Source organism: Pseudomonas sp. NPDC089401 (assembly GCF_044749485.1).
Classification (GTDB): Bacteria; Pseudomonadota; Gammaproteobacteria; order Pseudomonadales; family Pseudomonadaceae; genus Aquipseudomonas.
On the sequence record NZ_JBIVIA010000002.1, the window covers coordinates 622652 to 647961 of the forward strand.

The following is a 25310-nucleotide window of genomic DNA, read 5'->3' on the forward strand; positions in this document are numbered from 1 at the left end:
GGATAACATGGGTAAAGCCCATGGCGGGCAATGACTGGGATTAGCTGAGCTTATGTTTGAGCACCTTGCCAAGCTGTCGCTGGATACCTTGCGCGTGTTCGAGGCCGCCGCCCGCCTGCGCGGCTTCACCGCCGCGGCGCTGGAGCTGGGCACCACGCAGCCGGCGGTGAGCCAGCAGGTCAAGCGCCTCGAGGCGCAGCTGGGTACGCGGCTGTTCGACCGCATCTACCGGGGCATCGAGCTGACCGAGGCGGGCCAGATGCTTTATGAACAGGTGCACCTGGGCTTGCAGGCGATGGAGGACGGGATTGCCCAGGCCAGTGGCCGTGGCCAGCGTGAGGTGCTGCAGGTGGCCACCGACTTCGCCTTTGCCGCGTTCTGGCTGATGCCCCGCCTGCAGCGCTTTCATGAGGCTTATCCACAGGTGGATGTGAGCCTGGTGACCGGCGAGCGCAGCCAGGGCATGCTGCGCCCGGACATCTATGTGGCGGTGCTGTTTGGCGACGGGCGCTTTCACCAGGGCGAAAGCCGCTGGCTGTTCGACGAAGAGGTTTTCCCGGTTTGCAGCCCACGGCTGATCCATGGCAAACCCACGTCAGCCGTGGCTTTGCAACGATTGCCGTTGCTCCATCTGAAGGGCGAGCAGGCCAGCCGCTGGTTCGACTGGGCGGGGGTGTTTCGCGGCTTTGGCGTGGCCAGCGCGCCACCGCCGGGGCAACTGCGCTTCGACAACTACACGCTGTTGATCCAGGCGGCGATTGCCGGCCAGGGTGTGGCGATTGGCTGGGGGCATCTGGTGGATGGCCTGGTGGAGCAAGGGTTGTTGTGTCGTCCGCTGGAGGGTAGTTTGCGCTCGACGCGGGGGTATTATGTGGTGCTGCCGCTGCGCAAGCGGCGGGGGGCGCTTATCGAGCGTTTCGTCAATTGGCTGGAAAATGAGCGGAGTCGGTGATGCAGAGGATCAAGGGCTACCACGCCCATGTTTACTACGATGCAAGCACGCTCGAACAGGCGCGTGAGCTGTGCGAGGAGGCCGCGCGGTTGTTCCCGGTGACCATGGGGCGCATGCACCAGAAGCCGGTCGGGCCGCACCCGGACTGGAGCTGCCAGCTGGCCTTCGAGCCGGAGTTCGTCGGCGTGGTGTTGCCGTGGTTGGCGTTGTATCGCAAGGGGTTGGTGGTGTTTCTGCATCCGGAGACCGGGGATGAATTGGCGGATCACCGCGACCATGCAATCTGGATGGGGGCTGTGCGGCCTTTGAATCTGGCGATCTTTGGTGGGTAGACCGAAGTAGCCTGTTCGGGCCTCTTCGCGGGTGAACCCGCTCCCACAGGGACCGCACAGCATCTGAACACTGTGGGGTAACTGTGGGAGCGGGCTTGCCCGCGAAGCAGGCGACGCGGTTTAGCGGCGGGCGCCGCGCACGCCTTCTGCCAGTGCCGAGCACAGGCTCAACACATCGCTGACAGCCTGCTCAGGCGCCTTGGCCTGGGCGACCTTGTCGACCAGCGCCGACCCCACCACCACACCATCGGCCAGGCGTGCGATCGCGGCGGCCTGCTCCGGGGTGCGAATCCCGAAACCAACACTGATCGGCAGCTGGGTATGCCGGCGCAGGCGGGCAATCGCCTCGGTCACGTGCTGGGTGGTCGCCGAACCTGCACCGGTCACACCGGCCACCGACACGTAGTAGACGAACCCGGAGCTGCGCTCCAGCACGCGTGGCAGGCGCGCATCGTCGGTGGTCGGGGTGGTCAGGCGGATGAAGTCGATGCCCGCAGCCTGGGCCGGGGTGGCCAGCTCGGCGTCGTGCTCCGGCGGCAGGTCGACGATGATCAGGCCATCGACGCCTGCTGCCTGGGCTTGGGCCACGAACTCATCCACACCGAAGCGGTGGATCGGGTTGTAGTAGCCCATCAGCACGATCGGCGTGGTGTGGTTGTCGACGCGGAATTCGCGCACCATCTGCAGGGTCTTGGCCAGGGTCTGGCCGGCTTCCAGGGCGCGCAGGGTGGCGAGCTGGATGGCCACGCCATCGGCCATCGGGTCGGTGAACGGCATGCCCAGTTCGATCACGTCGGCACCCGCTGCCGGCAGGCCCTTGAGGATCTGCAGCGACGCATCGTAGCCCGGGTCGCCGGCGGTGACGAAGGTGACCAGCGCGGCGCGGCCTTCGGCCTTCAGTTCGGCGAAGCGTTGTTCAAGACGGCTCATGCCTGTTTCTCCTGGGCGGCCATGTGGTTCATCACGGTTTGCATGTCTTTGTCGCCGCGGCCCGACAGGCAGATCACCATCAGGTGGTCCTTGGGCAGGTTTGGCGCGCGCTTGATCGCCTCGGCCAGGGCGTGGGAGCTTTCCAGGGCCGGGATGATGCCTTCCAGGCGGCAGCTGGTGTGGAACGCGTCGAGCGCTTCGTCGTCGGTGATGCTGACGTATTCCACGCGCTTCACTTCGTGCAGGTAGGCGTGCTCCGGGCCGATGCCCGGGTAGTCCAGGCCGGCGGAAATCGAATGGGCGTCGGTGATCTGGCCGTCCTTGTCCTGCAGCAGGTAGGTGCGGTTGCCGTGCAGCACGCCCGGCACGCCACCGTTCAGGCTGGCCGCGTGCTTGTCGGTGTGCACGCCGTGGCCACCGGCTTCGACGCCGATGATCTGCACGCTTGGCTCTTCGAGGAACTCATGGAACAGGCCCATGGCGTTGGAGCCACCGCCGACGCAGGCGATCAGGCTGTCCGGCAGGCGGCCTTCCTTCTCCTGCAGCTGGGCGCGGGTTTCCTTGCCGATGATCGACTGGAAGTCGCGGACCATGGCCGGGTACGGGTGCGGGCCGGCCACGGTGCCGATCAGGTAGAAGGTGTCGTCGACGTTGGTGACCCAGTCGCGCAGGGCCTCGTTCATGGCGTCCTTGAGGGTGCCGGTGCCGGCGGTGACCGGGACGATCTCGGCGCCCAGCAGCTTCATGCGGAACACGTTGGCCTGCTGGCGCTCGATGTCGGTGGCGCCCATGTAGATCACGCAAGGCAGGCCGAAGCGTGCGGCGACGGTGGCGGTGGCCACGCCGTGCATGCCGGCGCCGGTTTCGGCGATCAGGCGCTTCTTGCCCATGCGCTTGGCCAGCAGCACCTGGCCGATGCAGTTGTTCACCTTGTGCGCGCCGGTGTGGTTGAGCTCTTCACGCTTGAAGAAGATCTTCGCGCCGCCGCAGTGCTCGGTCAGGCGTTCGGCGAAGTACAGCGGGTTGGGGCGGCCGATGTAGTCGCGCTGGAAGTAGGCCAGCTCTTCGAGGAACTTCGGGTCGGCCTTGGCCGCTTCGTATTCGCGGGCCAGGTCGAGCACCAGCGGCATCAGGGTTTCGGCCACGTAGCGGCCGCCGAACGCGCCGAACAGGCCGTTGGCGTCGGGGCCGGGACGGTATTGGGACTGGGTCATGGGGCGCTCCAGGGCGTAATCGATGAGTGATGGGCTTTACTCTAACCACGGCAAGCCCGGCTGAAAACCGATAAGATTGCGCAAACTTGTCAGAAAAACTCACAGGTAAAATGGCCCACGACCTCCCTCCCCTGAATGCCCTGCGCGCCTTCGAGGCGACTGCCCGGTTCAATAGCGTCAGCCAGGCGGCCGAGGCATTGCACGTGACCCATGGCGCAGTCAGCCGGCAGCTCAAGGTGCTCGAAGCGCACTTGGGCGTGGCCCTGCTGGTCAAGGACGGGCGCGGCATCAAACTCACAGATGCCGGCGTGCGCCTGCGCGATGCCAGTGGCGAGGCGTTCGACCGCCTGCGCAGTGTGTGCGCCGAGCTGAGCCGCGATGTGAGCGAGGCGCCGTTCGTGCTGGGCTGCTCCGGCAGCCTGCTGGCGCGCTGGTTCATTCCCCGCCTGGGGCGGCTGAAGGCCGACCTGCCGGCGCTGCGCCTGCACCTTTCGGCAGGCGAAGGTGACCTCGACCCGCGCCGGCCCGGGCTGGATGCCTTGCTGGTGTACGCCGAGCCGCCATGGCCGGCGGACATGCAGGTGCACGTGCTGGCGCAGGAGCGCATCGGCCCGGTGCTGAGCCCGCACTTCGCCGGCTTCGGCCGCTTGCAGGGCGCACCCGCCAAGGCCTTGCTGGACGAGGCCGTGCTCCACACCACTTCGCGTCCGCAGGCCTGGCCGACCTGGGTTGCCGAGCAAGGCCTCGACCCGGCGACGTTGCAGTACGGCCAGGCGTTCGAGCATTTGTATTATTTGCTGGAGGCGGCCGTGGCCGGCCTGGGGGTGGCGATCGCCCCGCAGCCGCTGGTTGCCGATGACCTGCGGGCCGGGCGGCTCAGCGCGCCATGGGGTTTTTCACCGACCCCTGCCGCGCTGGCGCTGTGGGTGCCCCGACGCGCCGCAGACGGGCGCGCCGAGCAACTGGCGCAGTGGTTACGCGCGGAACTGGCGCGCCAGAGCGCCTAGTTACGCTTGCACAGGAGGTAGGCGGCCAACAGGCCGAGCGCGCCGATGGCGACGCCAGCCGTCGTGTACGGGTGCTCCTGGGCATAGTCGCGGGTGGCGATGCCGGTCTGGCGGGTGCGTTGTTTGACTTCCTCGTAGGCATCACTGATCAGGCTGCGCGAATGGCGCAGGGCGCTTTCGGCGTTGCTGCGCATCGCCTTGACTGATTTCTGGGTTTCCTCGGAGGCATCGTGCTTCAGGTTTTCCAGGCTTTTCAGCAGGCTTTCGATCTCCGCTTCCATGCTCTCCAGGGATGTTTTACGCAGCGAGTTGCGGTGCATGTTGACTCTCCTTTGCAGTATGGACTGTAAGGAGTGCGACTCCCTGGCTGCGGGAAAGTGCGATCGAACTTTACCCGGCGGCAATCGCTCGCAGGTAAACCTGGCCTGCGCTGCTAGGCTCAACTGACTGTCACCCAAGGAGAGCGCTCATGACCGATCATCACACCTACAAGAAGATCGAGCTGGTGGGTTCGTCGCACACCAGCATCGAAGAGGCGATCAACAATGCCCTGGCCGAAGCCGGCAAGAGCATCAAGCACCTGGAGTGGTTCGAGGTGGTCGATACCCGTGGCCATATCCGTGACAACAAGGCGGCGCACTTCCAGGTCACCTTGAAGGTGGGCTTTCGCATCGCCAACAGCTGAAATGTTTCCGGGCTGGAATCGCCCGGCGTGATGGCGTTATAACTTTGGAGGGCGCCCTGGCGGCGCTCTTCTGGTCTTTTCTCATCCGAAACAAGGAACGCGATCGATGAAGAAACTGGTTCTGGCTGTGGGTTTGATGATGCTGGCCGGTGGTGCGATGGCCGCAGGCAAGCCCTGTGAAGAGCTCAAGGCGGAGATTGCGGCGAAGCTCGATGCCAAGGGCGTGAAGGGTTACACGCTGGAAATCGTCAAGAAAGGCGACCCGGCGGGCAAGGTGGTTGGCACTTGTGAAGCGGGTAGCAAAGAGATTGTCTACCGCCGCGGCTGATGCGCTGGATTCTTCGCGGGTAAACCCGCTCCCACACAGGCCTTGCAAGGCAATGCTGTCCCTGTGGGAGCGGGTTTACCCGCGAAGAAGGTCACTCAGACTTCAAGGCTTGCGCCAGCAGTTCATAGGACCGCACCCGGTCCGCATGCTCGTACAGATCACAGGTAAAGATCAGCTCGTCCGCCCCGGTCTGCTCCAGCAGCACCTCCACCTTGGCCCGTACCTTCTGCGGGCTGCCAATCATCGCCAGGCCCAGGAAACTGCCCACCGCATCGCGCTCATGGGGCAGCCATAGCCCGTCCATGCTCGGCACCGGCGGCTTCTGCATCAGGCTCTGGCCGCGAATCAGCGCCAGGATGCGCTGGTACACCGACGTGGCCAGGTATTCGGCCTTCTCGTCCGTTTCGGCCACCACCATCGGTACCCCCAGCATCACGTAGGGCTTGGCCAGCGTGGTGGACGGCTTGAAGTGGTCGCGGTAGATGCGGATCGCCTCATGCATGTAGCGCGGCGCGAAATGCGAAGCGAAGGCGTAGGGCATGCCGCGCATGCCGGCCAGCTGGGCGCTGAACAGGCTGGAGCCGAGCAGCCACATCGGCACTTCGGTGTCGTGGCCGGGCACGGCGATCACTTTCTGATCATCGGTGCGCGGGCCGAGGTAGCGCGACAGCTCCTCGACATCGTCCGGGAAGTCGTCGGCGCTGCCGGCGCGGTCACGGCGCAGGGCGTAGGCGGTCATCTGGTCGGAGCCCGGCGCGCGGCCCAGGCCCAGGTCGATGCGGCCGGGATACAGGCTGGCCAGGGTGCCGAACTGTTCGGCGATCACCAGCGGCGCGTGGTTGGGCAGCATGATGCCGCCAGAGCCGACGCGGATGGTCGAGGTGCCGCCGGCCAGGTAACCGATCAGCACCGAGGTGGCGGAGCTGGCGATGCCGTCCATGTTGTGGTGCTCGGCCACCCAGAAACGGTTGTAGCCAAAGCGCTCGGCATGGCGGGCCAGGTCCAGCGAGTTGTGCAGCGACTGCGCCGGGCCTTGGTCGGCGCGTACCGGCACCAGGTCGAGGGTGGAAATCTTCAGGTCACGCAACTGCGTCATGGGTGCCTCCGCAAGAGTGGGGTGGCCCGCAGGCCTTTGTGACTCTGTATGGGCACATTCGCCGGATTCAATGCTTGCCGGGTGATTGCTCTGAACTTGCCGCAGGAAGCCCGCCTCGAAGCTGTAGGTAAGTAACCCTGCGACCAGGAGGCATCATGAAAAAGACAGCATCGGCGATCTGGCAAGGTGGCCTGAAGGACGGCAAAGGCCTGCTTTCCACCGAAAGCGGCGCGCTCAAGCAGAACCCCTACGGCTTCAACACTCGTTTCGAGGGCTCGCCCGGGACCAACCCGGAAGAACTGATCGGTGCGGCCCATGCCGGCTGTTTCTCGATGGCCCTGTCGATGATGCTCGGTGAGGCCGGGCTGACTGCAGAACGCATCGACACCGCTGCCGAAGTCACCCTCGACAAGCAGCCCGATGGCTTTGCCATCACCGCCGTGCACCTGGTGCTCAGGGCCAAGGTGCCGGGCGCGAGCGAAGCGCAGTTCCTCGAGATCGCCGACAAGGCCAAGGCCGGTTGCCCGGTGTCCAAGGTGCTCAACGCGAAGATCAGCCTGGACGCCGCTCTGGTGGGCTAGACGGCGCAACGTGGGCGGTTTGCTGTAGTCTAAACAGCGTCGGCAGCGCAGCTGCCTTTCCAGGAGCCGTTCCATGATTCGCGTAGCAATCGCCGTGCTGGCTTCGCTGGTGGCCACTTCTGCATTGGCGGCGGTGAAACCGTGCGAAGAACTCAAGGCCGAGATCGAGGCCAAGATCCAGGCCCAGGGTGTGACGTCCTATACCCTGGAGATCGTGCCGAACAGCGAGGTCAAGGACCAGAACATGGTCGTGGGCACTTGCGACGGCGGCACCAAGAAGATCATCTACCAGAAGAACGATCGATAAACCGCTGGGGCCGCAACACGGCCCCAGTGCATTCAGGGAATGCAGAACACGTCACTCGGCTCGTTCACCAGCACCTTGCGGCTGGCGTCGTACAGCAACACCTGCGGCTCCATCACCGGCGCCCTCGCCTCCAGGCGATAGCGCTCGCCGGCCTTGAAGTCGCCGAAGCGCACGGTCAGGTAGCAGGTACGGTCCTTGGGTTCGGTGAGCATGCCGCCGGCGTAGATCTCGTAATCGAACCGAACCACCAGTTCATGCTTGCCAGGCGTCACCTGGAAGTAGCGGCCGTCGTCCAGGCGCTGGCCGTCGAGGCGGTCGGCCATGAGCAGGCGGCCAGGGGTCACGGTGTAGAGATCGACCCAGGCCTTGGCGGGGTCGACGGGCGGCAAGGGGCTGGCGCAAGCCCCCAGTGCACTGAGGGCGATCAGCATCATGGGCTGGCGCATGGTGAAACTCCCACTCGCGGTTCACAAGGCACAAGCATAGCGCCATTTGCCCACCTCAGGTGCGTTGGCAGCCTGCTGGCTCGCCCTGGCCGACCAGCTTCTGCCGGTGGTCGTAGAGCTTGATCCATGGGCGGAAGCCGATGCTGCCGGCTTGCAACTCGTAGCGTTGGCCAGCGTTGAAGTCCTTGAACGCCACCTTGACCTGGCAATCTCGCCACAGCGGCGCGTCGACCGGGCCGATATTGCTCGGCGCGACCGGGAACTGGTAGCGCACGGTCAGTTCATGGCTGCCGGGCTGGACCTCGAAATAGCGGGTATCGGCCCAATCGCGCTCGTCCACCTGCTTGGCGTCCAGCGACGTATCGCCGTAGGGCGTGAGGTCGACCCAGGCCAGGTTGGGGTCGGGGTCGGGCAGGGTCGAACAGGCAGAAACCAGCAGCAAAGCGCCGGCGACCAACAGTGCACGCATGGCGAAACTCCCCCTTGGCGAGATAGTCTTGGAGCGCATTGGCCGTGAGCGAGTCAGCCCCAGATGGATCTCTTTGTTCTTTTCAAGTGCTCAGGCCCTGGGCCACTCGACCGCGTTTTCAGGCGTTTGGTTCCTCTGCTGGGCGCCTTTCTGCTGAGCGGTTGCAGCAGCCTGGGCTATTACGGCCAGTTGGTGGAAGGCCAGTGGCAGTTGCTGCGGGCGCGCCAGCCGGTGGACAAGCTGCTCGCCGACCCTGCCACCGACCCGCAATTGCGCGCCCGCCTGGCCCATGCCGAACAGGCACGGGTGTTTGCCAGCCAGCAGTTGAAACTGCCGGACAATCGCAGCTACCGGCTGTATGCCGACCTCAAGCGCCCCTATGTGGTGTGGAACGTGTTCGCCACGCCAGAGCTTTCGCTGCAGCCAGTCACCCACTGCTTCCCGATTGCCGGCTGCGTCGCCTATCGCGGCTACTACCGCCAGGGGGCTGCGCGGGGCGCGGCGGCGTTGCTGTGTGCGCAGGGCCTGGACGTGTATGTGAGCGGCGTCGAGGCGTACTCCACGCTGGGCTGGTTCGATGACCCGATCCTGTCCTCGATGGTCGGCTGGGGTGACGAGCGCCTGGCCACGCTGATCTTCCACGAGCTGGCCCATCAACGCTTCTATGTGAAGGACGACACCGAGTTCAACGAATCGTATGCCAACTTCGTCGAGCAGGAAGGCACGCGGCAATGGCGCGCGGCGCGCGGGCTGGCGCCGACCGGGGCGGAGCAGATGCAGCAGCGTGACCAGTTCGTCCGTTTGTTGCTGGCCAGCCGCGAACGGTTGCAGGCGATCTATGCCGGTCCGCTGGACGATGCGCACAAGCGGGTGGCCAAGCAGGCGGAGTTCGAGCGGTTGCGGGGGGAGTACAGGCAGGTGCGCGATAGCCAGTGGAATGGCGACAAGCGTTATGACGCCTGGATCTACGCGCCGTTGAGCAATGCCAAGCTGTTGCCGTTCGGGCTGTATGACCAGTGGGTGCCGGCGTTTGCGGCGCTGTTTCGCGAGGTGGATGGGGATTGGTCGCGGTTCTATCAGCGGGTCGAGCAGTTGGGGGCGTTGCCCGCTGCCGAGCGCAAGGCGGCATTGCAGCGGTTGATGTGAAGCTGGGGCCGCTTTGAGGCCCTTTCGCGACACAAGGCCGCTCCTACAGGAACCGCGATCCCTGGTAGGAGCGGCCTTGTGTCGCGAAAGGGCTGCAAAGCAGCCCCAAGGCCCTCAACCCTAGCAGAAGGCCCGATGCATCTCGGCCACGGTGGCGAAATGGAACGCCGGCGCCTCGGCCTCCAACTCTTCCCGGCTGCCAAACCCGTACCCCACCGCCACCGCCTGCAACCCATTGCTGCGTGCGCCGATCAGGTCGTGCTTGCGATCCCCGATCATCAGCGTCTGCGCCGGGTCCAGCCCTTCCTCATCCAGCAGGTGGCGGATCAGCTCGACCTTGTTGGTGCGGGTGCCATCCAGTTCGCTGCCGTAGATCACCTTGAAGTGCTGGTCGAAGGCGAAATGCCGGGCGATCTCGCGGGCGAATTCCCACGGTTTGGAGGTGGCGACGTACAGCGTGCGACCTTGGCCGTTCAGGGCCGCGAGCAGTTCCGGCACGCCGTCGAACACGCGGTTTTCATACAGGCCGGTGACGCGGAAGCGCTCCCGGTAGAAGTTCACCGCGTCCCAGGCCTTGGCTTCGTCGAAGCCGTAGAACTGCATGAAGGCCTGCAGCAGGGGTGGGCCGATGAAGTGTTCGAGGCGGGTCAGGTCCGGCTCGTCGATGCCCAGCTTGGCCAGCGCGTACTGGATCGAACGGGTGATGCCCAGGCGCGGGTCGGTCAGGGTGCCGTCGAGGTCGAAGAGGATGTTCTGCTGGTGCATAAGGTTTCCATTTGAGTGTTGCGTGGCCTTCTTCGCGGGTAAACCCGCTCCCACAGGGTCATTCGGGTTGGTCGTAGCCTTCGGCCAGGTGCTGGTCCTTGAGCTTGACGTAGTTGCCGGCGCTGTAGGGAAAGAAGGCGTGTTCCTGGTCGTTGAGCAGGCGCACCTGCTTCACCGGGCTGCCCATGTACAGGTAGCCGCTGACCAGGCGCTTGCCCGGCGGCACCAGGCTGCCGGCGCCGATGATCACTTCGTCCTCGACGATCGCGCCGTCCATGATGGTGCTGCCCATGCCCACCAGGATGCGGTTGCCCAGGGTGCAGCCATGCAGCATGACCTTGTGGCCGATGGTCACTTCGTCGCCGATGATCAGCGGGTAGCCGTCGGGGTTGAACGGGCCGGCGTGGGTGATGTGCAGCACGCTGCCATCCTGCACGCTGGTGCGCGCGCCGATGCGGATGCGGTGCATGTCGCCGCGGATCACCGTCAGCGGCCACACCGAGCTGTCTTCGCCGATTTCCACGTCGCCCAGCACCACCGCCGATCGGTCGACGAAGGCCCGGGCCCCCACTTTCGGAGAGTGTTGCTGGAAGTTGCGAATGGCCATGATAGCGTCTCTCATCTGTGCCGATAGGCAGGCTGCCTGCTGCGGTCGGCGTCGATTGTAATTAAGATGGGGCAGTGTTTCTTCTGCCAAGGTATCCAAACCGTGACTGCGAACAACCCGCTTCTGCAATCCCACGACCTGCCGCCGTTCTCGCAAATCCGTGCCGAACACGTGTTGCCGGCGATCGAAGCGATCCTGGCCGACAACCGTAAAGCCATTGCCGAGATCCTCCAGCAGCAGGGCGACAAGCCCACCTGGGCCGGCCTGGTGCTGGCCATGGACGAACTCAACGACCGCCTGAGCGCCGCCTGGAGCCCGGTCAGCCACCTCAATGCGGTGTGCAACAGCCCGGAACTGCGCGAGGCCTATGAGTCCTGCCTGCCGGCGCTGAGTGCCTACTCTACCGAACTGGGCCAGAACCGTGCGCTGTTCGATGCCTACCAGGCGCTGATCGACAGCCCCGAAGCCGCCAGCTTCGACGTGGCGCAAAAGACCATCCTCGAACACGCCCTGCGTGACTTCCGCCTGTCGGGCATCGACCTGCCGGCGGACCAGCAGCAACGCTACGCCGAAGTGCAGAGCAAGCTCAGCGAGCTGGGCAGCCGCTTCTCCAACCAGCTGCTCGACGCCACCCAGGCCTGGACCAAGCACGTCACCGACGAGGCCGCACTGGCCGGCCTGACCGACTCGTCCAAGGCGCAGATGGCCGCCGCCGCCCAGGCCAAGGGCCTCGACGGCTGGCTGATCACCCTGGAATTCCCCAGCTACTACGCGGTGATGACCTACGCCAGCGACCGCGCCCTGCGCGAAGAGCTGTACGCCGCCTACTGCACCCGCGCCTCCGACCAGGGCCCGAATGCCGGCCAGTTCGACAACGGCCCGGTGATGCGCGAGATCCTCGACCTGCGCCAGGAGCTGGCCGCGTTGCTGGGCTACAAGAACTACGCCGAGCTGAGCCTGGCGACCAAGATGGCCGAGTCCAGCGACCAGGTGCTGAGCTTCCTGCGCGACCTGGCCAAGCGGTCCAAGCCGTTCGCTGCCCAGGACCTGGAGCAGCTCAAGGCCTACGCCGCCGAGCAAGGCTGCGCCGAACTGGCCAGCTGGGACGCCGGCTACTTCGGCGAGAAGCTGCGCGAGCAGCGCTACAGCGTGTCGCAGGAAGCCCTGCGCGCCTACTTCCCGATCGACAAGGTGCTTGGCGGGCTGTTCAGCATCGTCCAGCGCCTGTACGGCATCGAGATCACCGAGCTGCAGGGCTTCGACGCCTGGCACCCGGATGTGCGCCTGTTCGAGATCAAGGAAAACGGCCAGCACGTCGGCCGCTTCTTCTTCGACCTCTACGCCCGCGCCAACAAGCGTGGCGGCGCCTGGATGGACGGCGCCCGCGACCGTCGCCGCACCGCCGCTGGCGCGCTGCAGAGCCCGGTGGCCAACCTGGTGTGCAACTTCACCCCGGCCGCCCCCGGCAAGCCGGCGCTGCTGACCCACGATGAAGTCACCACCCTGTTCCACGAGTTCGGCCATGGCCTGCACCACCTGCTGACCCGCATCGAGCATGCCGGCGTGTCCGGCATCAACGGCGTGGCCTGGGACGCGGTCGAGCTGCCTAGCCAGTTCATGGAAAACTGGTGCTGGGAGCCCGAAGGCCTGGCGCTGATCTCCGGCCACTACGAAACCGGCGCGGCCCTGCCCCAGGACCTGCTGGACAAGATGCTGGCGGCGAAGAACTTCCAGTCGGGCATGATGATGGTGCGCCAGCTGGAGTTCTCGCTGTTCGACTTCGAGCTGCACGCCAGCCACGGCGACGGCCGCAGCGTGCTGCAGGTGCTCGAAGGCGTGCGTGACGAGGTCTCGGTGATGCGCCCGCCGGCGTACAACCGCTTCCCCAACAGCTTCGCGCACATCTTCGCCGGGGGTTACGCGGCAGGCTACTACAGCTACAAGTGGGCCGAAGTGCTGTCGGCCGACGCCTTCTCGCGCTTCGAGGAAGAAGGCGTGCTCAACGCCGAGACCGGCCGCGCCTTCCGCGAGGCGATCCTGGCCCGTGGCGGTTCCCGCGAGCCGATGGTGCTGTTCGTCGACTTCCGTGGCCGTGAACCTTCCATCGACGCATTGCTGCGCCACAGCGGCCTGACCGAGGCCACGGCGGCATGAGCGAGGTAGCCGTGAACAAGACCAAGAAACGCTTCATCGCCGGGGCGGTCTGCCCGGCGTGCAGCGAGCCGGACAAGCTGATGATGTGGAGCGAGGATGACGTGCCGCACCGTGAGTGCGTGGCCTGCGGCTTCACCGACACCCTCAACGAACAGGGCCTGTCGGTGCCCAAGGAGCTCGGCACACGGGTCAACCAGCTGGCGCCCAAGGCGGCGCCGGCCAAGGTGCAGACGGTGCAGTTCTTCCCCAATCCGAAGCTGAAGAAACCGGCGGAGTAAGCCGCGGCGTCGGACCAGAGGCGCTGGAGGATTCGTGGCTGCCGAGATACTGTATATGAATACAGTATCGAGGTGAGTCATGATTCCTCCAGCACCGCAAAAAGGCCGTGGCACGGCGCACAACCCGCACAACCGCTTCGCCCCGCAGCGTTCGGTGGCGGAGGATGACGGCTGGTACCAGGAGGTTCCGCAGACCCAGGGCACCGAGGTGCGGATCGAGACCGCGAAGTCGGTGATCAGCCGCAATACCTCGCCAGACCTGCCCTTCGACCGCTCCATCAACCCCTACCGGGGCTGCGAGCACGGTTGCATCTACTGCTACGCCCGCCCTTCCCACGCCTACTGGGACCTGTCACCCGGCCTCGACTTCGAGACCAAGCTGATCGCCAAGACCAATGCCGCCGATGTGCTCGCCCAGCAACTGAGCAAGCCGGGTTATGTCTGCGCGCCCATCAACCTGGGCTCCAACACCGACCCCTACCAGCCGATCGAGCGTGAGCAGCAGCTGACCCGGCGCCTGCTGGAGGTGCTGCTGCGTTTCCGCCACCCGGTGACCATCGTCACCAAGGGCGCGCTGGTATTGCGTGACCTCGACCTGCTGGCGGAAATGGCCAGCTTGCGTCTGGTTCGGGTGATGATCAGCCTCACCACCCTGGATGACGACCTCAAGCGCGTGCTGGAACCACGCGCCGCCTCACCCGGCGCCCGCTTGCGTGCCATCCGGGTATTGCGCGGGGCGGGAGTGCCGGTGGGGGTGCTGTGCTCGCCGATGATCCCGATGATCAACGACAGCGAACTGGAGCGCCTGCTCGAGGCCGCCAGCGAGGCCGGTGCGCAAAGCGCGGCCTACATGATGCTGCGCCTGCCGCTGGAGGTGGCGCCGTTGTTCGAGCAATGGTTGCAGGACCATTACCCGCAACGGGCGGCCCATGTGCTGAGCCTGATCCGCCAGAGCCGGGGCGGCGAACTGTATGACAGCCGCTTCGGTGCACGCATGCGCGGCGAGGGCGTATTCGCTGAATTGCTGGCGCAAAGATTCACCAAGTGCATGCGCAAGTTGAACTTCGAATCCCGTGACGAATTGTCGCTGGACTGCTCGATGTTCAGTCCGCCTAGTGGCCAGATGACACTATTTTGATCGAGGCGGTATTAACCAGAAAGTTATAAGGGCTATGGCTGATTGATATCACTCAGTTGGATATCTTGAAGTGTGAAGTTGATCAAATTTTTAATGATCAGGGTAATGGCACTAATGATAGCAATTAGTGAGCCTAATGATTCACGTCAATCGCTGAGCTCAGGTTTCATGCAGGTTGCAGCGATTTTTTAGGCTGCGATCACTAGCACGATGGTTCCAGGCTTGTAGGAAAATGCTTACACGAAGGTAAGATATTTACCATTTCGTTAACAATTATGTCCGGGTACTCTGCGCGCCCTCGTGAAGGGGTAATCCACGCAAATGCGTGTGCTGCTTTTCACGCAGGTTAGTTGTGAAAGCAGAACTTGCGTATTCGCCATTAGTTGCGAGCCCCGATACGAACCTGAATCTCGAATTGCCCGCGAAGTCATGTCGTGCGGTCAGTGAAGCCATGGATGCAAGTGTGGAAATTGCCGAAACCGTCAGCCTGAAAGAGCGCGCCCGCAAGAAGCTGGAGCGCGACGCCGGCCCCCTGATCATCGATGCGCTCAACGATCCGCAAACGGTCGAGCTGATGTGCAATGGCGACGGCAAGCTATGGCTGGAGCAACTGGGCCAACCCATGCGCCACATCGGTGACCTGCGTGCGGCCCAGGCCGAGTCGATCATCAAGACCGTGGCCGGCTTCCACGGCAAGGAAGTGACCCGCAGCAAGCCGCTGCTCGAAGGCGAGTGGCCGCTGGACGGCTCGCGTTTCGCCGGCCAGCTGCCGCCGGTGGTGCGCGCGGCCACCTTCGCCATCCGCAAGAAGGCGGTGGCCATCTACACCCTCGACCAGTACGTCGAGTCCGGGATCATGACGCCGATCCAGTGCGATGCGATCAAGCGCGCCATCCGCGATCACCGCAACATCCTGGTGATCGGCGGTACCGGTACCGGCAAGACCACCCTGGTCAACGCGGTCATCAACGAAATGGTCGTCGAGTTCCCCAGCGAGCGGGTGTTCATCATCGAGGACACCGGCGAGATCCAGTGCGCGGCGAAGAACTTCGTGCAGTACCACACCACTGTCGACGTCAGCATGACCCACCTGCTCAAGACCTCCCTGCGCATGCGCCCCGACCGCATCCTGGTCGGCGAGGTGCGGGGCGAGGAGGCCCTGGACCTGATCGACGCCTGGAACACCGGCCACCCCGGCGGCGCGGCGACCTTGCACGCGAACAGCGCCAGCGAGGGGCTGACCCGCCTGAAGTCGCTGGTTTCACGCAACAAGTCGGCCCCGTCCGAAATCGAGCCGCTGATTGGCGAAGCGGTCCACGTCGTCATTTCCATCGCCAGAACCCCAGAAGGCCGTCGCATCCAGGAAATCCTCGAGGTTTCCGGGTTCGAGAACGGCCGCTACCTCATGCGCAATCTTTAAGGAAAACACTGCACATGCAAGCCTTCACCTCGCTGTTCCGCATCAACGCCCAATCGTTTGGCTACCTGGCCTTCAGCTTCCTGGCGCTGGCCGTGATGGTTGCCCCGGAGCACGCCTTCGCGGCATCCAGCAGCGGCGGTTCGCTGCCCTATGAAAGCTGGCTGACCTCCCTGCGTGAGTCGGTTACCGGCCCTGTCGCCTTTGCCCTGTCGATCATCGGCATCGTGGTCGCCGGTGGTGTGCTGATCTTCGGTGGCGACCTCAACGGCTTCTTCCGCACCCTGATCTTCCTGGTGCTGGTCATGGCCCTGATCGTTGGCGCCAACAACATCATGACCGGCTTCTTCGGCACCAGCGCCGAGCTGGCCCAGCTGCTGCCGCCGCACAGCCAGGTGCAGGGCCAGGCCTGAGCCATGGCACTGCGCACGATTCCCATCCGACGGGCCGGCAACCGCGACAACCTGTTCATGGGTGGGGATCGCGAGCTGGTGATGTTCTCCGGGCTGCTCGCCTTCGCGCTGATCTTCAGTGCCCAGGAACTGCGGGCGACCGTGGTCGGCCTGGTGCTGTGGTTCAGCGCCCTGTTCATGCTTCGGGTGATGGCCAAGTCCGACCCGAAGATGCGCCAGGTGTACCTGCGTCACCGGCGCTACAAGCCTTACTACCCGGCCCGTAGCACGCCGTTCAGGGACAATCCTCCAAGTCAGGGAAACCAATACAAATGATCGAAGGTATTGCGTATGCCATCGCAGCCCTCGGTGCCTTGCTGGTCCTGCTGCTGGTCCAGCGCCTGCTGCAGGTGGATGCCGAGCTCAAGCTGAAGAAGCACCGCTCGAAGGATGCCGGCCTCGCCGACCTGCTGAACCACGCGGCGATGGTCGATGACGGCGTGATCGTCGGCAAGAATGGCGCCTTCATGGCGGCCTGGCTGTATCGCGGTGACGACAACGCCAGCAGCACCGACGCCCAGCGCGAGCTGGTCTCGCTGCGCATCAACCAGGCCCTGGCCGGCCTGGGCAACGGCTGGATGATCCATGTCGACGCGGTGCGCCGCCCGGCGATGAACTACAGCGCCAAGGGCGTCTCGCACTTCGCCGACAGCCTGACCGAGGCCATGGACGCAGAGCGCCGCGGCTTCTTCGAATCGCTGGGGACGATGTACGAAGGCTACTTCGTGCTGACCCTCAGCTACTTCCCGCCGATGCTGGCCCAGCAGAAGTTCGTCGAGCTGATGTTCGACGACGACACGCCGCCCCCCGACGGCAAGGCGCGCACCCGCAACCTGCTCGAGCAGTTCAAGCGCGACTGCCTGAGCGTCGAGGGCAGCCTGTCTTCCGTGCTCAAGCTGACCCGCCTGAAAGGCAACCGCATGGTCACCGAGGAAGGCGCGCAGGTCACCCACGACGACCTGCTCAGCTGGGTGCAGTTCTGCGTGACCGGGGTCAGCCAGCCGGTGCTGTTGCCGAGCAACCCGATGTACCTCGATGCCGTGATCGGTGGCAAGGAACTGTGGGGCGGCGTGGTGCCGAAGATCGGCCGCAATTTCGTCCAGGTGGTGGCCATCGAGGGCTTCCCGCTGGAATCGGCGCCGGGCATCCTCGCCGCCCTGGCCGAGCTGCCCTGCGAATACCGCTGGTCCAGCCGCTTCATCTTCATGGACACCCATGAAGCGGTGCAGCACCTGGAAAAGTACCGCAAGAAGTGGAAGCAGAAGGTCCGTGGCTTCTTCGACCAGGTGTTCAACACCAACAGCGGCAACATCGACCAGGATGCCCTGTCGATGGTCCAGGACGCTGCCGACGCCATCGCCGAGGTCAACAGCGGGCTGGTCGCCCAGGGCTACTACACCAGCGTGGTGGTGCTCATGAACGAGGACCGCCAGTTGCTGGAAGAAGCTGCCCGCAGCGTCGAAAAGGCCATCGAACGCCTGGGCTTCGCCGCCCGTATCGAATCGATCAACACCCTCGATGCCTACCTCGGCAGCCTGCCGGGCCATGGCGTGGAGAACGTGCGCCGGCCTTTGATCAACACCCTGAACCTGGCCGACCTGTTGCCCACCAGCAGCATCTGGACCGGCAGCGCCGAGGCGCCCTGCCCGCTCTATCCGCCGCTGTCGCCGGCCCTGATGCATTGCGTGACCAGCGGCGCCACGCCGTTCCGCCTGAACCTGCACGTGCGCGACCTGGGCCACACCTTCATGTTCGGCCCGACCGGCGCGGGCAAGTCCACGCACCTGGCACTGATCGCCGCCCAGCTGCGCCGCTACAAGGGTATGTCGATCTTCGCCTTCGACAAGGGCATGTCCATGTACCCGCTGGCGGCCGGCATCCGTGCCGCAAGCGGCGGCCAGTCGGGGCGCCACTTCACCGTGGCCGCCGACGACGAGCGCCTGGCCTTCTGCCCGCTGCAGTTCCTCGAGACCAAGGGTGACCGCGCCTGGGCGATGGAATGGCTGGACACCGTGCTGGCGCTCAATGGCCTGGAAACCACGGCGGCCCAGCGCAACGAGATCGGCCACGCGGTGATGACCATGTATCGCGACGGCTCTCGCACGCTGTCCGAGTTCTGCATCATCGTGCAGGACGAGGCCGTGCGCGAAACCCTGCGCCAGTACACCGTCGACGGCACCATGGGCCACCTGCTCGACGCCGAGGAAGACGGCCTGGCGCTGTCCGACTTCACCGTGTTCGAGATCGAAGAGTTGATGAACCTGGGCGACAAGTACGCCCTGCCGGTGCTGCTGTACCTGTTCCGCCGCATCGAGTGCGCGCTCAAGGGCCAGCCGGCGGTGATCATCCTCGACGAGGCCTGGCTGATGCTCGGCCACCCGGCCTTCCGCGAGAAGATCCGCGAATGGCTGAAGGTGCTGCGCAAAGCCAACTGCCTGGTGCTGATGGCCACCCAGAGCCTGTCGGACGCCGCCAACTCGGGGATCCTCGACGTCATCGTCGAGTCCACCGCGACCAAGATCTTCCTGCCCAACGTCTATGCCCGCGACGAGGACACCGCCGCCCTCTACCGGCGCATGGGCCTCAACGCCCGGCAGATCGAGATCCTCGCCAGCGCAATCCCCAAGCGCCAGTACTACTACGTGTCGGAAAACGGCCGACGCCTCTACGACCTGGCCCTGGGCCCGCTGGCCCTGGCCTTCGTCGGCGCCTCCGACAAAGAGTCGGTGGCCGCCATCAAGCGCCTGGAAGCCAAGTACGGCGACGGTTGGGTAGCCGAATGGCTGGCCGCCCGGGGCCTGAGACTGAATGACTATGGAGTGGCCGCATGAGCCTCGCTGAACGCATCAAGGGGATGGTCACCAAACGCCCCGCCAACGCCCTCGGCAGCCCCGCTGCGGAAAGCGTCGGCCCCAAGGGCGCGGCCCTGGAAAACCCGTACCTGACCGCGCGCCGCACCTGGAACGACCACGTTGGCTCGGTGATCACCTCGCGCCAGACCTGGCAGGTGGTGGGCATCCTGTCGATGATGATCGCCCTGGCCGGCGTCGGCGGCATCATCCATATCGGCAGCCAGTCGAAGTTCGTGCCCTACGTGATCGAGGTGGACAAGCTCGGCCAACCCATGGCGGTCGCCCCGGCCCAGCAGGCCAGGCCGGTCGACCTGCGCGTGGTCAAGTCGCAGGTGGCCGCGTTCATCGCCGATGCCCGCACGGTCACCCCCGACGTGGCGTTGCTGCGCAAGTCGATCTTCCGTCTCTATGCGCTGCTGGGCCCCAACGACCCGGCCACGCAGAAGATGAACGAATGGCTCAACGGCACCCAGGAATCGAGCCCCTTCCTGCGCGCCGCCGAGGTGACGGTCAGCGTCGATATCCGTTCGGTCATGCAGCAGACCCCGGAAACCTGGCAGGTGGACTGGGAAGAAGTCACCCGCGACCGCCAGGGCCTGATCCAGAGCCGGGTCAACTGGCGCGCCCTGGTGACCACCTTCACCGCCGAACCCACTCCCCAGACCAGCGAAGAGCAATTGCGGATGAACCCGATCGGGACCTACGTGCGCGACTTCTCCTGGTCCAAGCAACTCTGAAGGATCGACCATGAACCGTTATCTTTGCGCCATGTTCGCGGCCGCCCTGCCCGTGTTCGCGCAGGCCGCGCCGGGAACCAGCCAGGCCGATCTGTACTTCTCCGACGCCAACCCGACCCTGACCCCGCAAGAGAAGGCCGCCCTGGCCATCTCCCAGCGCTGGCAGCAGGCCAGCGCCACCGGCATCAAGCCGGTGGACGGCGGCGACGGCACCGCCCGCTTCATCTTCGGCGCCCAGCAGCCCAGCATCGTCTGCGCGGTGCTGCAGGTGTGCGACATCGCCCTGCAGGCCGGCGAGCAGGTCAACTCGATCAACCTCGGCGACACCGCGCGCTGGACCGTCGAGCCAGCCATCACCGGTGTCGGCGAGAGCGAGGTGCAGCACCTGATCATCAAGCCGATGGACGTCGGCCTGGAAACCTCCCTGGTGGTCACCACCAACCGTCGCACCTACCACTTCAAGCTGCGTTCGCACCGCACCCAGTACATGCCGCAGGTGGCCTTCACCTACCCGGAAGAAGCCCTGGCCAAGTGGAACCTGATCAAGACCCGCGAAGCCACCGAGCGCAAGCAGGCGACCATTCCGGAAACCGGCGAGTACCTGGGCAACCTGAGCTTCGACTACAAGGTCGATGGCGACACCTCGTGGAAACCGGTGCGGGTCTACAACGACGGGCGCAAGACCATCATCCAGATGCCGCGCAGCATGGAGCAGAGCGAATCGCCGTCGCTGCTGGTGGTGCGCAAGGACGGTGGCTGGTTCACCGATGACGAGACCGTGATGGTCAACTACCGCGTCCAGGGCGACCGCTACATCGTCGACACCGTGTTCGACAAGGCGATCCTGATTGCCGGCGTCGGCAAGTCCCAGGACCGCGTCACCATCGAGCGGGGTAAATGACCATGCGCGCATGGATCGCCCTGTTCGCCGCCCTGGGCCTGAGCGCCTGTGCCAGCGGCCCGTATGGCAACTTCGCCGAGCGCAGCTCGCCGGCGATCAACCAGCAGTTGGCCGCGGCCAGCGTGCGCCAGCTGGCGGTGGTGCACCCACCCGCCAGCACCCACCTGCGGATCAATCAGGAATCCCGGGACGGTTACGGTGTTTCCCTGGTCCGCTCGCTGCGCGCCTCGGGCTTCTCGGTGCAGGAGTTCGACGCCAAGGCCCAGCCTGCGCCCGTGCGGCCCGGCAGCGTTGTGCCGCTGCCAGTCAACTACATCGTCGATGCGCCCAAGGGCAGCGAGTTCTACCGGGTCACCCTGCTGGTCGGGCGTGAGTCCCTGAGCCGCGTCTATGGCGTGCAGAACGGTCGCCTGCTGGCCGCCGGGGCCTGGGTGCGCAAGGAGTGACGAGCCATGAGTAACCTCAACGATGCCATGTCCCCGGACGCTTCGCCGGGGCAACTGAAACGCAGCAGCGGCGTGCGTCGGGTCAACAACTGGCCGATGTACATCATTGGCGGCGCCGCCATGGTTTTCCTGTTGATCATGCTGATGGTCGCGGCCGACCGCGCCGAGAACCAGAACAAGCCGGTGGAGAAAGACCCCGAGAAGGCCGGTAACGCCAGCCTGTTCGCCCAGCAGATCCGCGGCATCGATGCCGACGGCATCATCCCCAGCAAGGCCCAGCCGCCGGCGCTGCCGGTGCTGGACAACACGCCGGCCGAGCCAGCCGCCTTGCAGGTGGTACGCCCGAGCAACCTCGACGCGCCGCCCCTGCCGCCGCGTGACTTGCCGCCGGATGTGGATGCCGATGAGCTGGAGCGCATTCGACGCATGAAGATGCAGCAGTTCCAGGACGCGGTGAAAGCCCGCAGCACCGTGCAGGTCACTGCACCGCGCAGCGCCGGTTCGAGCGTCGCCAGTGGCGCGCCGGCCAGCCAGCAGGATGCCCTGGCGCGGATCGCCGCAGCCCGTCAGCGTCTGGATGAGCAGTCGCGCAGCGACCCCAACCAGGCCTTCAAGGCACGCCTGGCCGAACTGCGTGCTGCTGGTATCGGCGGTGGCGTCGACGCGTCGAGCGGGGCACAAGGTGACTCACCGTTCCTGGTCAAGACTGCCGTGAACAACGGCAAGGATTACAACCAGTACGGTGGCGCAGGTGAAACCGATCGCTGGCAACTGAACGCGAAGGTGCAGGCACCCCGCAGCCCTTATGAACTGCGCGCCGGCTTCGTGATCCCGGCCGTGCTGGTGTCTGGCATCAACTCCGACCTGCCCGGGCAGATCATGGCCCAGGTCAGCCAGGGCGTGTATGACACGGCAACCGGCAAGCACCTCTTGGTGCCGCAGGGCTCGCGCCTGGTCGGCTCCTATTCCAGCGACGTCGCCTATGGCCAGTCGCGGGTACTGGTGGCCTGGCAACGGATCGTCTTCCCCGACGGCAAGGCCATGGACATCGGCGCCATGCCCGGCGCCGACAGCGCGGGCTATTCCGGCTTCAATGACCAGACCAACAACCACTATGTCAGGGTCTTCGGCTCGGCCCTGCTGATGTCCGGCATCGTCGCCGGTATCAGCCTCAGCCAGGACCGCAACAGCAGCGGTGACAACGATCGGCAGACCGCCAGCAGCGCCATGAGCGAGGCGCTCGGCCAGCAACTGGGCCAGGTGACCGCGCAGATGATCGCCAAGAACCTGAACATCGCACCGACCCTCGAAATCCGTCCGGGTTATCGCTTCAACGTGATGGTGACCAAGGACATGACGTTCTCGAAGCCTTACCAGTCCTTCGACTACTGATGAAACACGCCAAGGAGAGCAGCATGAAGCCCATGCACTTGTTGAAGCCGACCATCGTACTGCTGGCCGGGTTCGGATTCAGCCTGCAGGCGAGCGCCGGTATTCCCGTGATCGACGGGGCGAATGTCGCGCTTAACAAAGTCACGTCCCTGGAGAGCATTGCCCAGACTGCCAAGCAGATCGAGGAATACGGCACCCAGCTCCAGCAGTACAGGACCCAGATTGACCAGTACGAGAACATGGTCAAGAACACCGCAGCACCTGCGGCCTACATCTGGGACGAGGCCAACTCGACCATCAACAAGCTGATGCAGGCCCAGGACATGCTCAGTTACTACACGAACCAGGCTGGCAGCCTCAACTCCTACCTGGACAAGTTCCAGGACGCGAGCTACTACCGAAACTCGCCTTGCTTCACCAGCTCGGGCTGCTCTGCAGCCGAGCAGGCCGCTCTCACCGAGCAGGAAGAGCTTGCGTCGCAATCGCGCAAGGAGTCCAGCGACGCCTTGTTCAAGAGCATTTCACAGCAGCAGAAAAACCTGAGCAGCGATGCCCAGCAATTGGAGCGGCTGCAAGCAGGCGCGGCATCCGCAGATGGCCAGATGAAAGCCATTCAATTTGCCAACCAACTTGCCAGCCAGCAGGCTAACCAGCTTCTGCAAATTCGCAGCCTGATGCTGGCCCAGCAAAGTGCCTACGCGGTGCAGCAGCAGGCCGAGCTCGATCGTCAAGCCAAGGCCACTGCCGCATCCAAGGAACTTCGCGAAGGTAATTTCCAGAAAAGCACGTCCACTCAAGGTCTGATTCGTTAAGAGGTTTACGTCATATGTACAAGAAGATTTTCATGCCCGCCGTCATCGTTGCGATGGTCAGCGCGTTGTCTGGCTGTTTCGAGGAAATCAAGGAACCGACATGCTCGGACCTTCGCAATAACGACGTCGAGATGCTGAAGAAGCAGGGCGATAAATTCCCGGAGCTGATGCGCAACCTGCAGGACAAATGCCCCAACCAAGGCACCGGTGGCTTCCGATCGAGCACCGCTACCAAGGGCCTTATCAGGTAGGGAAGTCTTACATGCGGTCAATCCTGAAATCACTGACGTTGCTGATGGCGCTGTTGTTTTGCAACGCCGCCATGGCCGCTATCGACAACAAAGATGTGCTGAACAAAGTTGTCGACCGGTACGAGGCCGTTGCATCCACATGGGCAACCACGATCAGTGGTTACGCCAGCTGGCTTTTCTGGTGCCTGGTGACGATCAGCCTGGTCTGGACCTTTGGTCTCATGGCATTGCGCAAAGCTGACATTGGCGAGTTCTTTGCCGAATTTATCCGGTTCATCATGTTTACCGGGTTCTTTTACTGGCTGCTTGCCAATGCGGCAACCTGTGGAACTGCAGCGTGCCCGTCCGGGCAGGGGATTGGCCCTTCCATCATCAATGGTGTGGCCAGGATCGGCGCCAAGGCAGCGGGTATTTCAGACACCGTGACGCCTTCGTCGATCGTGGACATAGGCTTCGAACTGTTTGACAAGGTGTCAGATAACTCGAGCTGGTGGGAACCTGTAGACAGCGTGGTCGGGTTCATTCTGGCCGGGATCATCCTCGTCGTCCTGGCGTTGGTCGCAATCAACATGTTGCTCCTGTTGATTACCGGTTGGGTGATGATGTACGCCGGTATTTTCTTCCTCGGTTTTGGCGGTGCTCGCTGGACCTCCGACATGGCGCTCAACTATTTCAAGTCGGTGATTGGCCTGGGCGCGCAGTTGATGACAATGGCGCTGCTGGTCGGTATCGGTAAAAGCTTCCTGGATGAGTATTACCGGGATATGCAGACCGGTCTGCATTTCCAGGAAATGGCCGTCATCATGATCATTGCGATCACGTTGCTGGTACTCGTCAACAAAGTGCCAGGTGCCGTTGCCGGCATCATGTCGGGGTCGAGCATTGGCAACTCAGGCATTGGCAACTTCGGTGCCGGTGCGGCCGTGGGGGCCGCCAGCATGGCAGCCTCGGCGCTTTCGACCGGCTCGTCCGTGCTGAAAGCGGGCGCTTCGGGCTTGATGGGCGGGGCCGCCAGTTTCGCCGGTGGTGCTCATTCGCTCTATTCCGCATTCAAAGGCGCTCAATCCAACGTTTCGGCAGGTACGGACTTCGCATCGCGCATGTTTGGCGGCGGCGGTAGTGGTGGTGGCGGTTCGAGTCCCCTGGGAGGTGCGATGGGGTTGGCTGCTACGGCATCGGGCGAGAGCGGTGGCGGGGCTTCGGCCTCCATGGGCGCTGCGGGAGCAGCAGGAGGCTCGTCGGAGGGTGGCTCCGCAGGTATGGCCCAGGCCAGCGATACCGGTAGCGCGGGTGGTGGCGGGGCCGACGGTGGCCAGCCAGCGGCAAGTGGCAGTGGCTCCGATGGCAAAGGTGGCGGCAGCTCATCCAGCAAGATGGGGACTGCAGGCCGAATTGCTCTGGATATGGGCGCCAACCTGGCTTCCGGTGTGGGGCGAATGGCCCAGGCGCGCATCGATAATACGCTTGGCGGCAAGCTGGCAGCGCAGATTTCACAGGGAGGCGCCGGCGACGCTGCAAGTTCGAACACTGCCTCGTCGAGTCGCAGCTTCGACCCCGCTTCGGAAGTGGCGGCCTACCGCGACAGCAAACAGGAAAAAGCCTGAAAAAGGGATGA

At 64.4% G+C, this 25310-nt stretch carries 30 protein-coding genes; 22 read left to right on the forward strand and 8 right to left on the reverse strand.

Annotated elements, in window-relative coordinates:
* Nucleotides 1-52: 52 nt before the first annotated feature.
* On the forward strand, nucleotides 53-952 hold the full coding sequence (locus ACIP21_RS07020; protein WP_400685594.1) for a choline sulfate utilization transcriptional regulator: 900 nt from the start codon (nucleotides 53-55) through the stop codon (nucleotides 950-952).
* Nucleotides 952-1284, forward strand: a complete 333-nt coding sequence (locus ACIP21_RS07025; protein ID WP_400685597.1) for a DOPA 4,5-dioxygenase family protein — start codon at nucleotides 952-954, stop codon at nucleotides 1282-1284. Before ACIP21_RS07020 ends, ACIP21_RS07025 begins: the two co-directional genes overlap by 1 nt.
* Nucleotides 1285-1404: 120 nt before the next feature.
* Here the strand turns inward: ACIP21_RS07025 and trpA are convergent, their stop codons facing one another.
* Both trpA and trpB read right to left on the reverse strand, forming a co-directional pair.
* Nucleotides 1405-2214 carry a tryptophan synthase subunit alpha gene (gene trpA / locus ACIP21_RS07030; RefSeq protein WP_400685600.1) on the reverse strand — a complete coding sequence of 270 codons (810 nt, stop codon included), beginning with the start codon at nucleotides 2212-2214 and terminating at the stop codon, nucleotides 1405-1407.
* Nucleotides 2211-3428, reverse strand: a complete 1218-nt coding sequence (gene trpB, locus ACIP21_RS07035; RefSeq protein ID WP_400685603.1) for a tryptophan synthase subunit beta — start codon at nucleotides 3426-3428, stop codon at nucleotides 2211-2213. The genes trpA and trpB overlap by 4 nt, the downstream gene beginning before the upstream one ends.
* A 110-nt stretch (nucleotides 3429-3538) precedes the next feature.
* On the opposite strand from trpB, the gene ACIP21_RS07040 reads away from it, so the two are divergent.
* Nucleotides 3539-4435, forward strand: coding sequence for a LysR family transcriptional regulator (locus ACIP21_RS07040; RefSeq protein WP_400685606.1), 897 nt, complete (start codon nucleotides 3539-3541; stop codon nucleotides 4433-4435).
* On the opposite strand, the gene ACIP21_RS07045 is transcribed toward ACIP21_RS07040, so the two are convergent.
* Nucleotides 4432-4755 (reverse strand): YqjD family protein, encoded by a 324-nt coding sequence (locus ACIP21_RS07045; protein WP_400685609.1) that lies wholly within the window; start codon nucleotides 4753-4755, stop codon nucleotides 4432-4434. The genes ACIP21_RS07040 and ACIP21_RS07045 overlap by 4 nt on opposite strands.
* 149 nt (nucleotides 4756-4904) lie before the next feature.
* Between ACIP21_RS07045 and ACIP21_RS07050 the strand changes: the two genes are divergently transcribed.
* Nucleotides 4905-5120, forward strand: a complete 216-nt coding sequence (locus tag ACIP21_RS07050) for a dodecin (protein ID WP_103448359.1) — start codon at nucleotides 4905-4907, stop codon at nucleotides 5118-5120.
* A 106-nt stretch (nucleotides 5121-5226) separates the two neighbouring features.
* Nucleotides 5227-5448, forward strand: a complete 222-nt coding sequence (locus ACIP21_RS07055; protein WP_400685612.1) for a DUF1161 domain-containing protein — start codon at nucleotides 5227-5229, stop codon at nucleotides 5446-5448.
* Nucleotides 5449-5539: 91 nt separating this feature from the next.
* Here the strand turns inward: ACIP21_RS07055 and ACIP21_RS07060 are convergent, their stop codons facing one another.
* Complete coding sequence (locus ACIP21_RS07060; RefSeq protein ID WP_400685615.1) at nucleotides 5540-6544, reverse strand: LLM class flavin-dependent oxidoreductase; 1005 nt, start codon at nucleotides 6542-6544, stop codon at nucleotides 5540-5542.
* A gap of 155 nt (nucleotides 6545-6699) precedes the next feature.
* On the opposite strand from ACIP21_RS07060, the gene ACIP21_RS07065 reads away from it, so the two are divergent.
* Both ACIP21_RS07065 and ACIP21_RS07070 read left to right on the forward strand, forming a co-directional pair.
* Nucleotides 6700-7125: an OsmC family protein gene (locus ACIP21_RS07065; RefSeq protein WP_400685618.1), complete on the forward strand. Its 426-nt coding sequence runs from the start codon at nucleotides 6700-6702 to the stop codon at nucleotides 7123-7125.
* 73 nt (nucleotides 7126-7198) lie between these two features.
* Nucleotides 7199-7432 carry a DUF1161 domain-containing protein gene (locus tag ACIP21_RS07070; protein WP_400685621.1) on the forward strand — a complete coding sequence of 78 codons (234 nt, stop codon included), beginning with the start codon at nucleotides 7199-7201 and terminating at the stop codon, nucleotides 7430-7432.
* A gap of 32 nt (nucleotides 7433-7464) precedes the next feature.
* On the opposite strand, the gene ACIP21_RS07075 is transcribed toward ACIP21_RS07070, so the two are convergent.
* Both ACIP21_RS07075 and ACIP21_RS07080 read right to left on the reverse strand, forming a co-directional pair.
* Nucleotides 7465-7878 carry a hypothetical protein gene (locus ACIP21_RS07075; protein WP_400685624.1) on the reverse strand — a complete coding sequence of 138 codons (414 nt, stop codon included), beginning with the start codon at nucleotides 7876-7878 and terminating at the stop codon, nucleotides 7465-7467.
* Nucleotides 7879-7933: 55 nt separating this feature from the next.
* Nucleotides 7934-8347, reverse strand: coding sequence for a hypothetical protein (locus ACIP21_RS07080; RefSeq protein ID WP_400685627.1), 414 nt, complete (start codon nucleotides 8345-8347; stop codon nucleotides 7934-7936).
* Between the two features lie 63 nt (nucleotides 8348-8410).
* Here ACIP21_RS07080 and ACIP21_RS07085 point away from each other — a divergent pair, with 63 nt between their 5' ends.
* Nucleotides 8411-9493, forward strand: coding sequence for an aminopeptidase (locus tag ACIP21_RS07085; protein ID WP_400685630.1), 1083 nt, complete (start codon nucleotides 8411-8413; stop codon nucleotides 9491-9493).
* 120 nt (nucleotides 9494-9613) lie between these two features.
* On the opposite strand, the gene ACIP21_RS07090 is transcribed toward ACIP21_RS07085, so the two are convergent.
* Both ACIP21_RS07090 and ACIP21_RS07095 read right to left on the reverse strand, forming a co-directional pair.
* Nucleotides 9614-10258 (reverse strand): HAD family hydrolase, encoded by a 645-nt coding sequence (locus ACIP21_RS07090; RefSeq protein WP_400685633.1) that lies wholly within the window; start codon nucleotides 10256-10258, stop codon nucleotides 9614-9616.
* A 58-nt stretch (nucleotides 10259-10316) separates the two neighbouring features.
* Nucleotides 10317-10865: a gamma carbonic anhydrase family protein gene (locus ACIP21_RS07095; RefSeq protein WP_400685636.1), complete on the reverse strand. Its 549-nt coding sequence runs from the start codon at nucleotides 10863-10865 to the stop codon at nucleotides 10317-10319.
* 66 nt (nucleotides 10866-10931) lie between these two features.
* On the opposite strand from ACIP21_RS07095, the gene prlC reads away from it, so the two are divergent.
* From prlC to trbL, 14 genes are all read left to right on the forward strand, one after another.
* Complete coding sequence (prlC, locus tag ACIP21_RS07100) at nucleotides 10932-13019, forward strand: oligopeptidase A (RefSeq protein ID WP_400685639.1); 2088 nt, start codon at nucleotides 10932-10934, stop codon at nucleotides 13017-13019.
* Nucleotides 13016-13297, forward strand: coding sequence for a YheV family putative zinc ribbon protein (locus tag ACIP21_RS07105; protein ID WP_054884391.1), 282 nt, complete (start codon nucleotides 13016-13018; stop codon nucleotides 13295-13297). The genes prlC and ACIP21_RS07105 overlap by 4 nt, the downstream gene beginning before the upstream one ends.
* Nucleotides 13298-13376: 79 nt before the next feature.
* Entirely contained in the window at nucleotides 13377-14435 is a 1059-nt protein-coding gene (locus ACIP21_RS07110; protein WP_400685642.1) for a PA0069 family radical SAM protein, read from the forward strand.
* Nucleotides 14436-14904: 469 nt separating this feature from the next.
* Entirely contained in the window at nucleotides 14905-15855 is a 951-nt protein-coding gene (gene trbB, locus ACIP21_RS07115; RefSeq protein ID WP_400685887.1) for a P-type conjugative transfer ATPase TrbB, read from the forward strand.
* 14 nt (nucleotides 15856-15869) lie between these two features.
* Nucleotides 15870-16265, forward strand: a complete 396-nt coding sequence (trbC, locus tag ACIP21_RS07120) for a conjugal transfer system pilin TrbC (protein ID WP_400685645.1) — start codon at nucleotides 15870-15872, stop codon at nucleotides 16263-16265.
* Between the two features lie 3 nt (nucleotides 16266-16268).
* On the forward strand, nucleotides 16269-16580 hold the full coding sequence (locus ACIP21_RS07125) for a conjugal transfer protein TrbD (RefSeq protein WP_400685648.1): 312 nt from the start codon (nucleotides 16269-16271) through the stop codon (nucleotides 16578-16580).
* On the forward strand, nucleotides 16577-19135 hold the full coding sequence (locus ACIP21_RS07130; RefSeq protein WP_400685651.1) for a VirB4 family type IV secretion/conjugal transfer ATPase: 2559 nt from the start codon (nucleotides 16577-16579) through the stop codon (nucleotides 19133-19135). The genes ACIP21_RS07125 and ACIP21_RS07130 overlap by 4 nt, the downstream gene beginning before the upstream one ends.
* A complete protein-coding gene (locus tag ACIP21_RS07135) occupies nucleotides 19132-19893 on the forward strand; it encodes a conjugal transfer protein TrbF (protein WP_400685654.1) in 762 nt (253 codons plus the stop codon). Before ACIP21_RS07130 ends, ACIP21_RS07135 begins: the two co-directional genes overlap by 4 nt.
* 10 nt (nucleotides 19894-19903) lie before the next feature.
* Nucleotides 19904-20794, forward strand: a complete 891-nt coding sequence (gene trbG, locus ACIP21_RS07140) for a P-type conjugative transfer protein TrbG (protein WP_400685657.1) — start codon at nucleotides 19904-19906, stop codon at nucleotides 20792-20794.
* Entirely contained in the window at nucleotides 20791-21240 is a 450-nt protein-coding gene (locus tag ACIP21_RS07145) for a conjugal transfer protein TrbH (RefSeq protein WP_400685660.1), read from the forward strand. Before trbG ends, ACIP21_RS07145 begins: the two co-directional genes overlap by 4 nt.
* A 6-nt stretch (nucleotides 21241-21246) precedes the next feature.
* Complete coding sequence (locus ACIP21_RS07150) at nucleotides 21247-22632, forward strand: TrbI/VirB10 family protein (RefSeq protein WP_400685662.1); 1386 nt, start codon at nucleotides 21247-21249, stop codon at nucleotides 22630-22632.
* Between the two features lie 23 nt (nucleotides 22633-22655).
* Nucleotides 22656-23444, forward strand: a complete 789-nt coding sequence (gene trbJ, locus ACIP21_RS07155; RefSeq protein ID WP_400685665.1) for a P-type conjugative transfer protein TrbJ — start codon at nucleotides 22656-22658, stop codon at nucleotides 23442-23444.
* A gap of 32 nt (nucleotides 23445-23476) precedes the next feature.
* Nucleotides 23477-23695, forward strand: a complete 219-nt coding sequence (locus tag ACIP21_RS07160; RefSeq protein ID WP_400685668.1) for a hypothetical protein — start codon at nucleotides 23477-23479, stop codon at nucleotides 23693-23695.
* 11 nt (nucleotides 23696-23706) lie between these two features.
* Nucleotides 23707-25299, forward strand: a complete 1593-nt coding sequence (trbL, locus tag ACIP21_RS07165; RefSeq protein ID WP_400685671.1) for a P-type conjugative transfer protein TrbL — start codon at nucleotides 23707-23709, stop codon at nucleotides 25297-25299.
* Nucleotides 25300-25310: the final 11 nt, after the last annotated feature.

Bases quoted from the DNA above. Each gene is read 5' to 3' on its own strand.
- ACIP21_RS07020 (WP_400685594.1), top strand. From the start codon at position 53: ATGTTTGAGCACCTTGCCAAGCTGTCGCTGGATACCTTGCGCGTGTTC.
- ACIP21_RS07025 (WP_400685597.1), top strand. From the start codon at position 952: ATGCAGAGGATCAAGGGCTACCACGCCCATGTTTACTACGATGCAAGC.
- trpA (WP_400685600.1), bottom strand. From the start codon at position 2,214: ATGAGCCGTCTTGAACAACGCTTCGCCGAACTGAAGGCCGAAGGCCGC.
- trpB (WP_400685603.1), bottom strand. From the start codon at position 3,428: ATGACCCAGTCCCAATACCGTCCCGGCCCCGACGCCAACGGCCTGTTC.
- ACIP21_RS07040 (WP_400685606.1), top strand. From the start codon at position 3,539: ATGGCCCACGACCTCCCTCCCCTGAATGCCCTGCGCGCCTTCGAGGCG.
- ACIP21_RS07045 (WP_400685609.1), bottom strand. From the start codon at position 4,755: ATGCACCGCAACTCGCTGCGTAAAACATCCCTGGAGAGCATGGAAGCG.
- ACIP21_RS07050 (WP_103448359.1), top strand. From the start codon at position 4,905: ATGACCGATCATCACACCTACAAGAAGATCGAGCTGGTGGGTTCGTCG.
- ACIP21_RS07055 (WP_400685612.1), top strand. From the start codon at position 5,227: ATGAAGAAACTGGTTCTGGCTGTGGGTTTGATGATGCTGGCCGGTGGT.
- ACIP21_RS07060 (WP_400685615.1), bottom strand. From the start codon at position 6,544: ATGACGCAGTTGCGTGACCTGAAGATTTCCACCCTCGACCTGGTGCCG.
- ACIP21_RS07065 (WP_400685618.1), top strand. From the start codon at position 6,700: ATGAAAAAGACAGCATCGGCGATCTGGCAAGGTGGCCTGAAGGACGGC.
- ACIP21_RS07070 (WP_400685621.1), top strand. From the start codon at position 7,199: ATGATTCGCGTAGCAATCGCCGTGCTGGCTTCGCTGGTGGCCACTTCT.
- ACIP21_RS07075 (WP_400685624.1), bottom strand. From the start codon at position 7,878: ATGCGCCAGCCCATGATGCTGATCGCCCTCAGTGCACTGGGGGCTTGC.
- ACIP21_RS07080 (WP_400685627.1), bottom strand. From the start codon at position 8,347: ATGCGTGCACTGTTGGTCGCCGGCGCTTTGCTGCTGGTTTCTGCCTGT.
- ACIP21_RS07085 (WP_400685630.1), top strand. From the start codon at position 8,411: ATGGATCTCTTTGTTCTTTTCAAGTGCTCAGGCCCTGGGCCACTCGAC.
- ACIP21_RS07090 (WP_400685633.1), bottom strand. From the start codon at position 10,258: ATGCACCAGCAGAACATCCTCTTCGACCTCGACGGCACCCTGACCGAC.
- ACIP21_RS07095 (WP_400685636.1), bottom strand. From the start codon at position 10,865: ATGGCCATTCGCAACTTCCAGCAACACTCTCCGAAAGTGGGGGCCCGG.
- prlC (WP_400685639.1), top strand. From the start codon at position 10,932: ATGGGGCAGTGTTTCTTCTGCCAAGGTATCCAAACCGTGACTGCGAAC.
- ACIP21_RS07105 (WP_054884391.1), top strand. From the start codon at position 13,016: ATGAGCGAGGTAGCCGTGAACAAGACCAAGAAACGCTTCATCGCCGGG.
- ACIP21_RS07110 (WP_400685642.1), top strand. From the start codon at position 13,377: ATGATTCCTCCAGCACCGCAAAAAGGCCGTGGCACGGCGCACAACCCG.
- trbC (WP_400685645.1), top strand. From the start codon at position 15,870: ATGCAAGCCTTCACCTCGCTGTTCCGCATCAACGCCCAATCGTTTGGC.
- ACIP21_RS07125 (WP_400685648.1), top strand. From the start codon at position 16,269: ATGGCACTGCGCACGATTCCCATCCGACGGGCCGGCAACCGCGACAAC.
- ACIP21_RS07130 (WP_400685651.1), top strand. From the start codon at position 16,577: ATGATCGAAGGTATTGCGTATGCCATCGCAGCCCTCGGTGCCTTGCTG.
- ACIP21_RS07135 (WP_400685654.1), top strand. From the start codon at position 19,132: ATGAGCCTCGCTGAACGCATCAAGGGGATGGTCACCAAACGCCCCGCC.
- trbG (WP_400685657.1), top strand. From the start codon at position 19,904: ATGAACCGTTATCTTTGCGCCATGTTCGCGGCCGCCCTGCCCGTGTTC.
- ACIP21_RS07145 (WP_400685660.1), top strand. From the start codon at position 20,791: ATGACCATGCGCGCATGGATCGCCCTGTTCGCCGCCCTGGGCCTGAGC.
- ACIP21_RS07150 (WP_400685662.1), top strand. From the start codon at position 21,247: ATGAGTAACCTCAACGATGCCATGTCCCCGGACGCTTCGCCGGGGCAA.
- trbJ (WP_400685665.1), top strand. From the start codon at position 22,656: ATGAAGCCCATGCACTTGTTGAAGCCGACCATCGTACTGCTGGCCGGG.
- ACIP21_RS07160 (WP_400685668.1), top strand. From the start codon at position 23,477: ATGCCCGCCGTCATCGTTGCGATGGTCAGCGCGTTGTCTGGCTGTTTC.
- trbL (WP_400685671.1), top strand. From the start codon at position 23,707: ATGCGGTCAATCCTGAAATCACTGACGTTGCTGATGGCGCTGTTGTTT.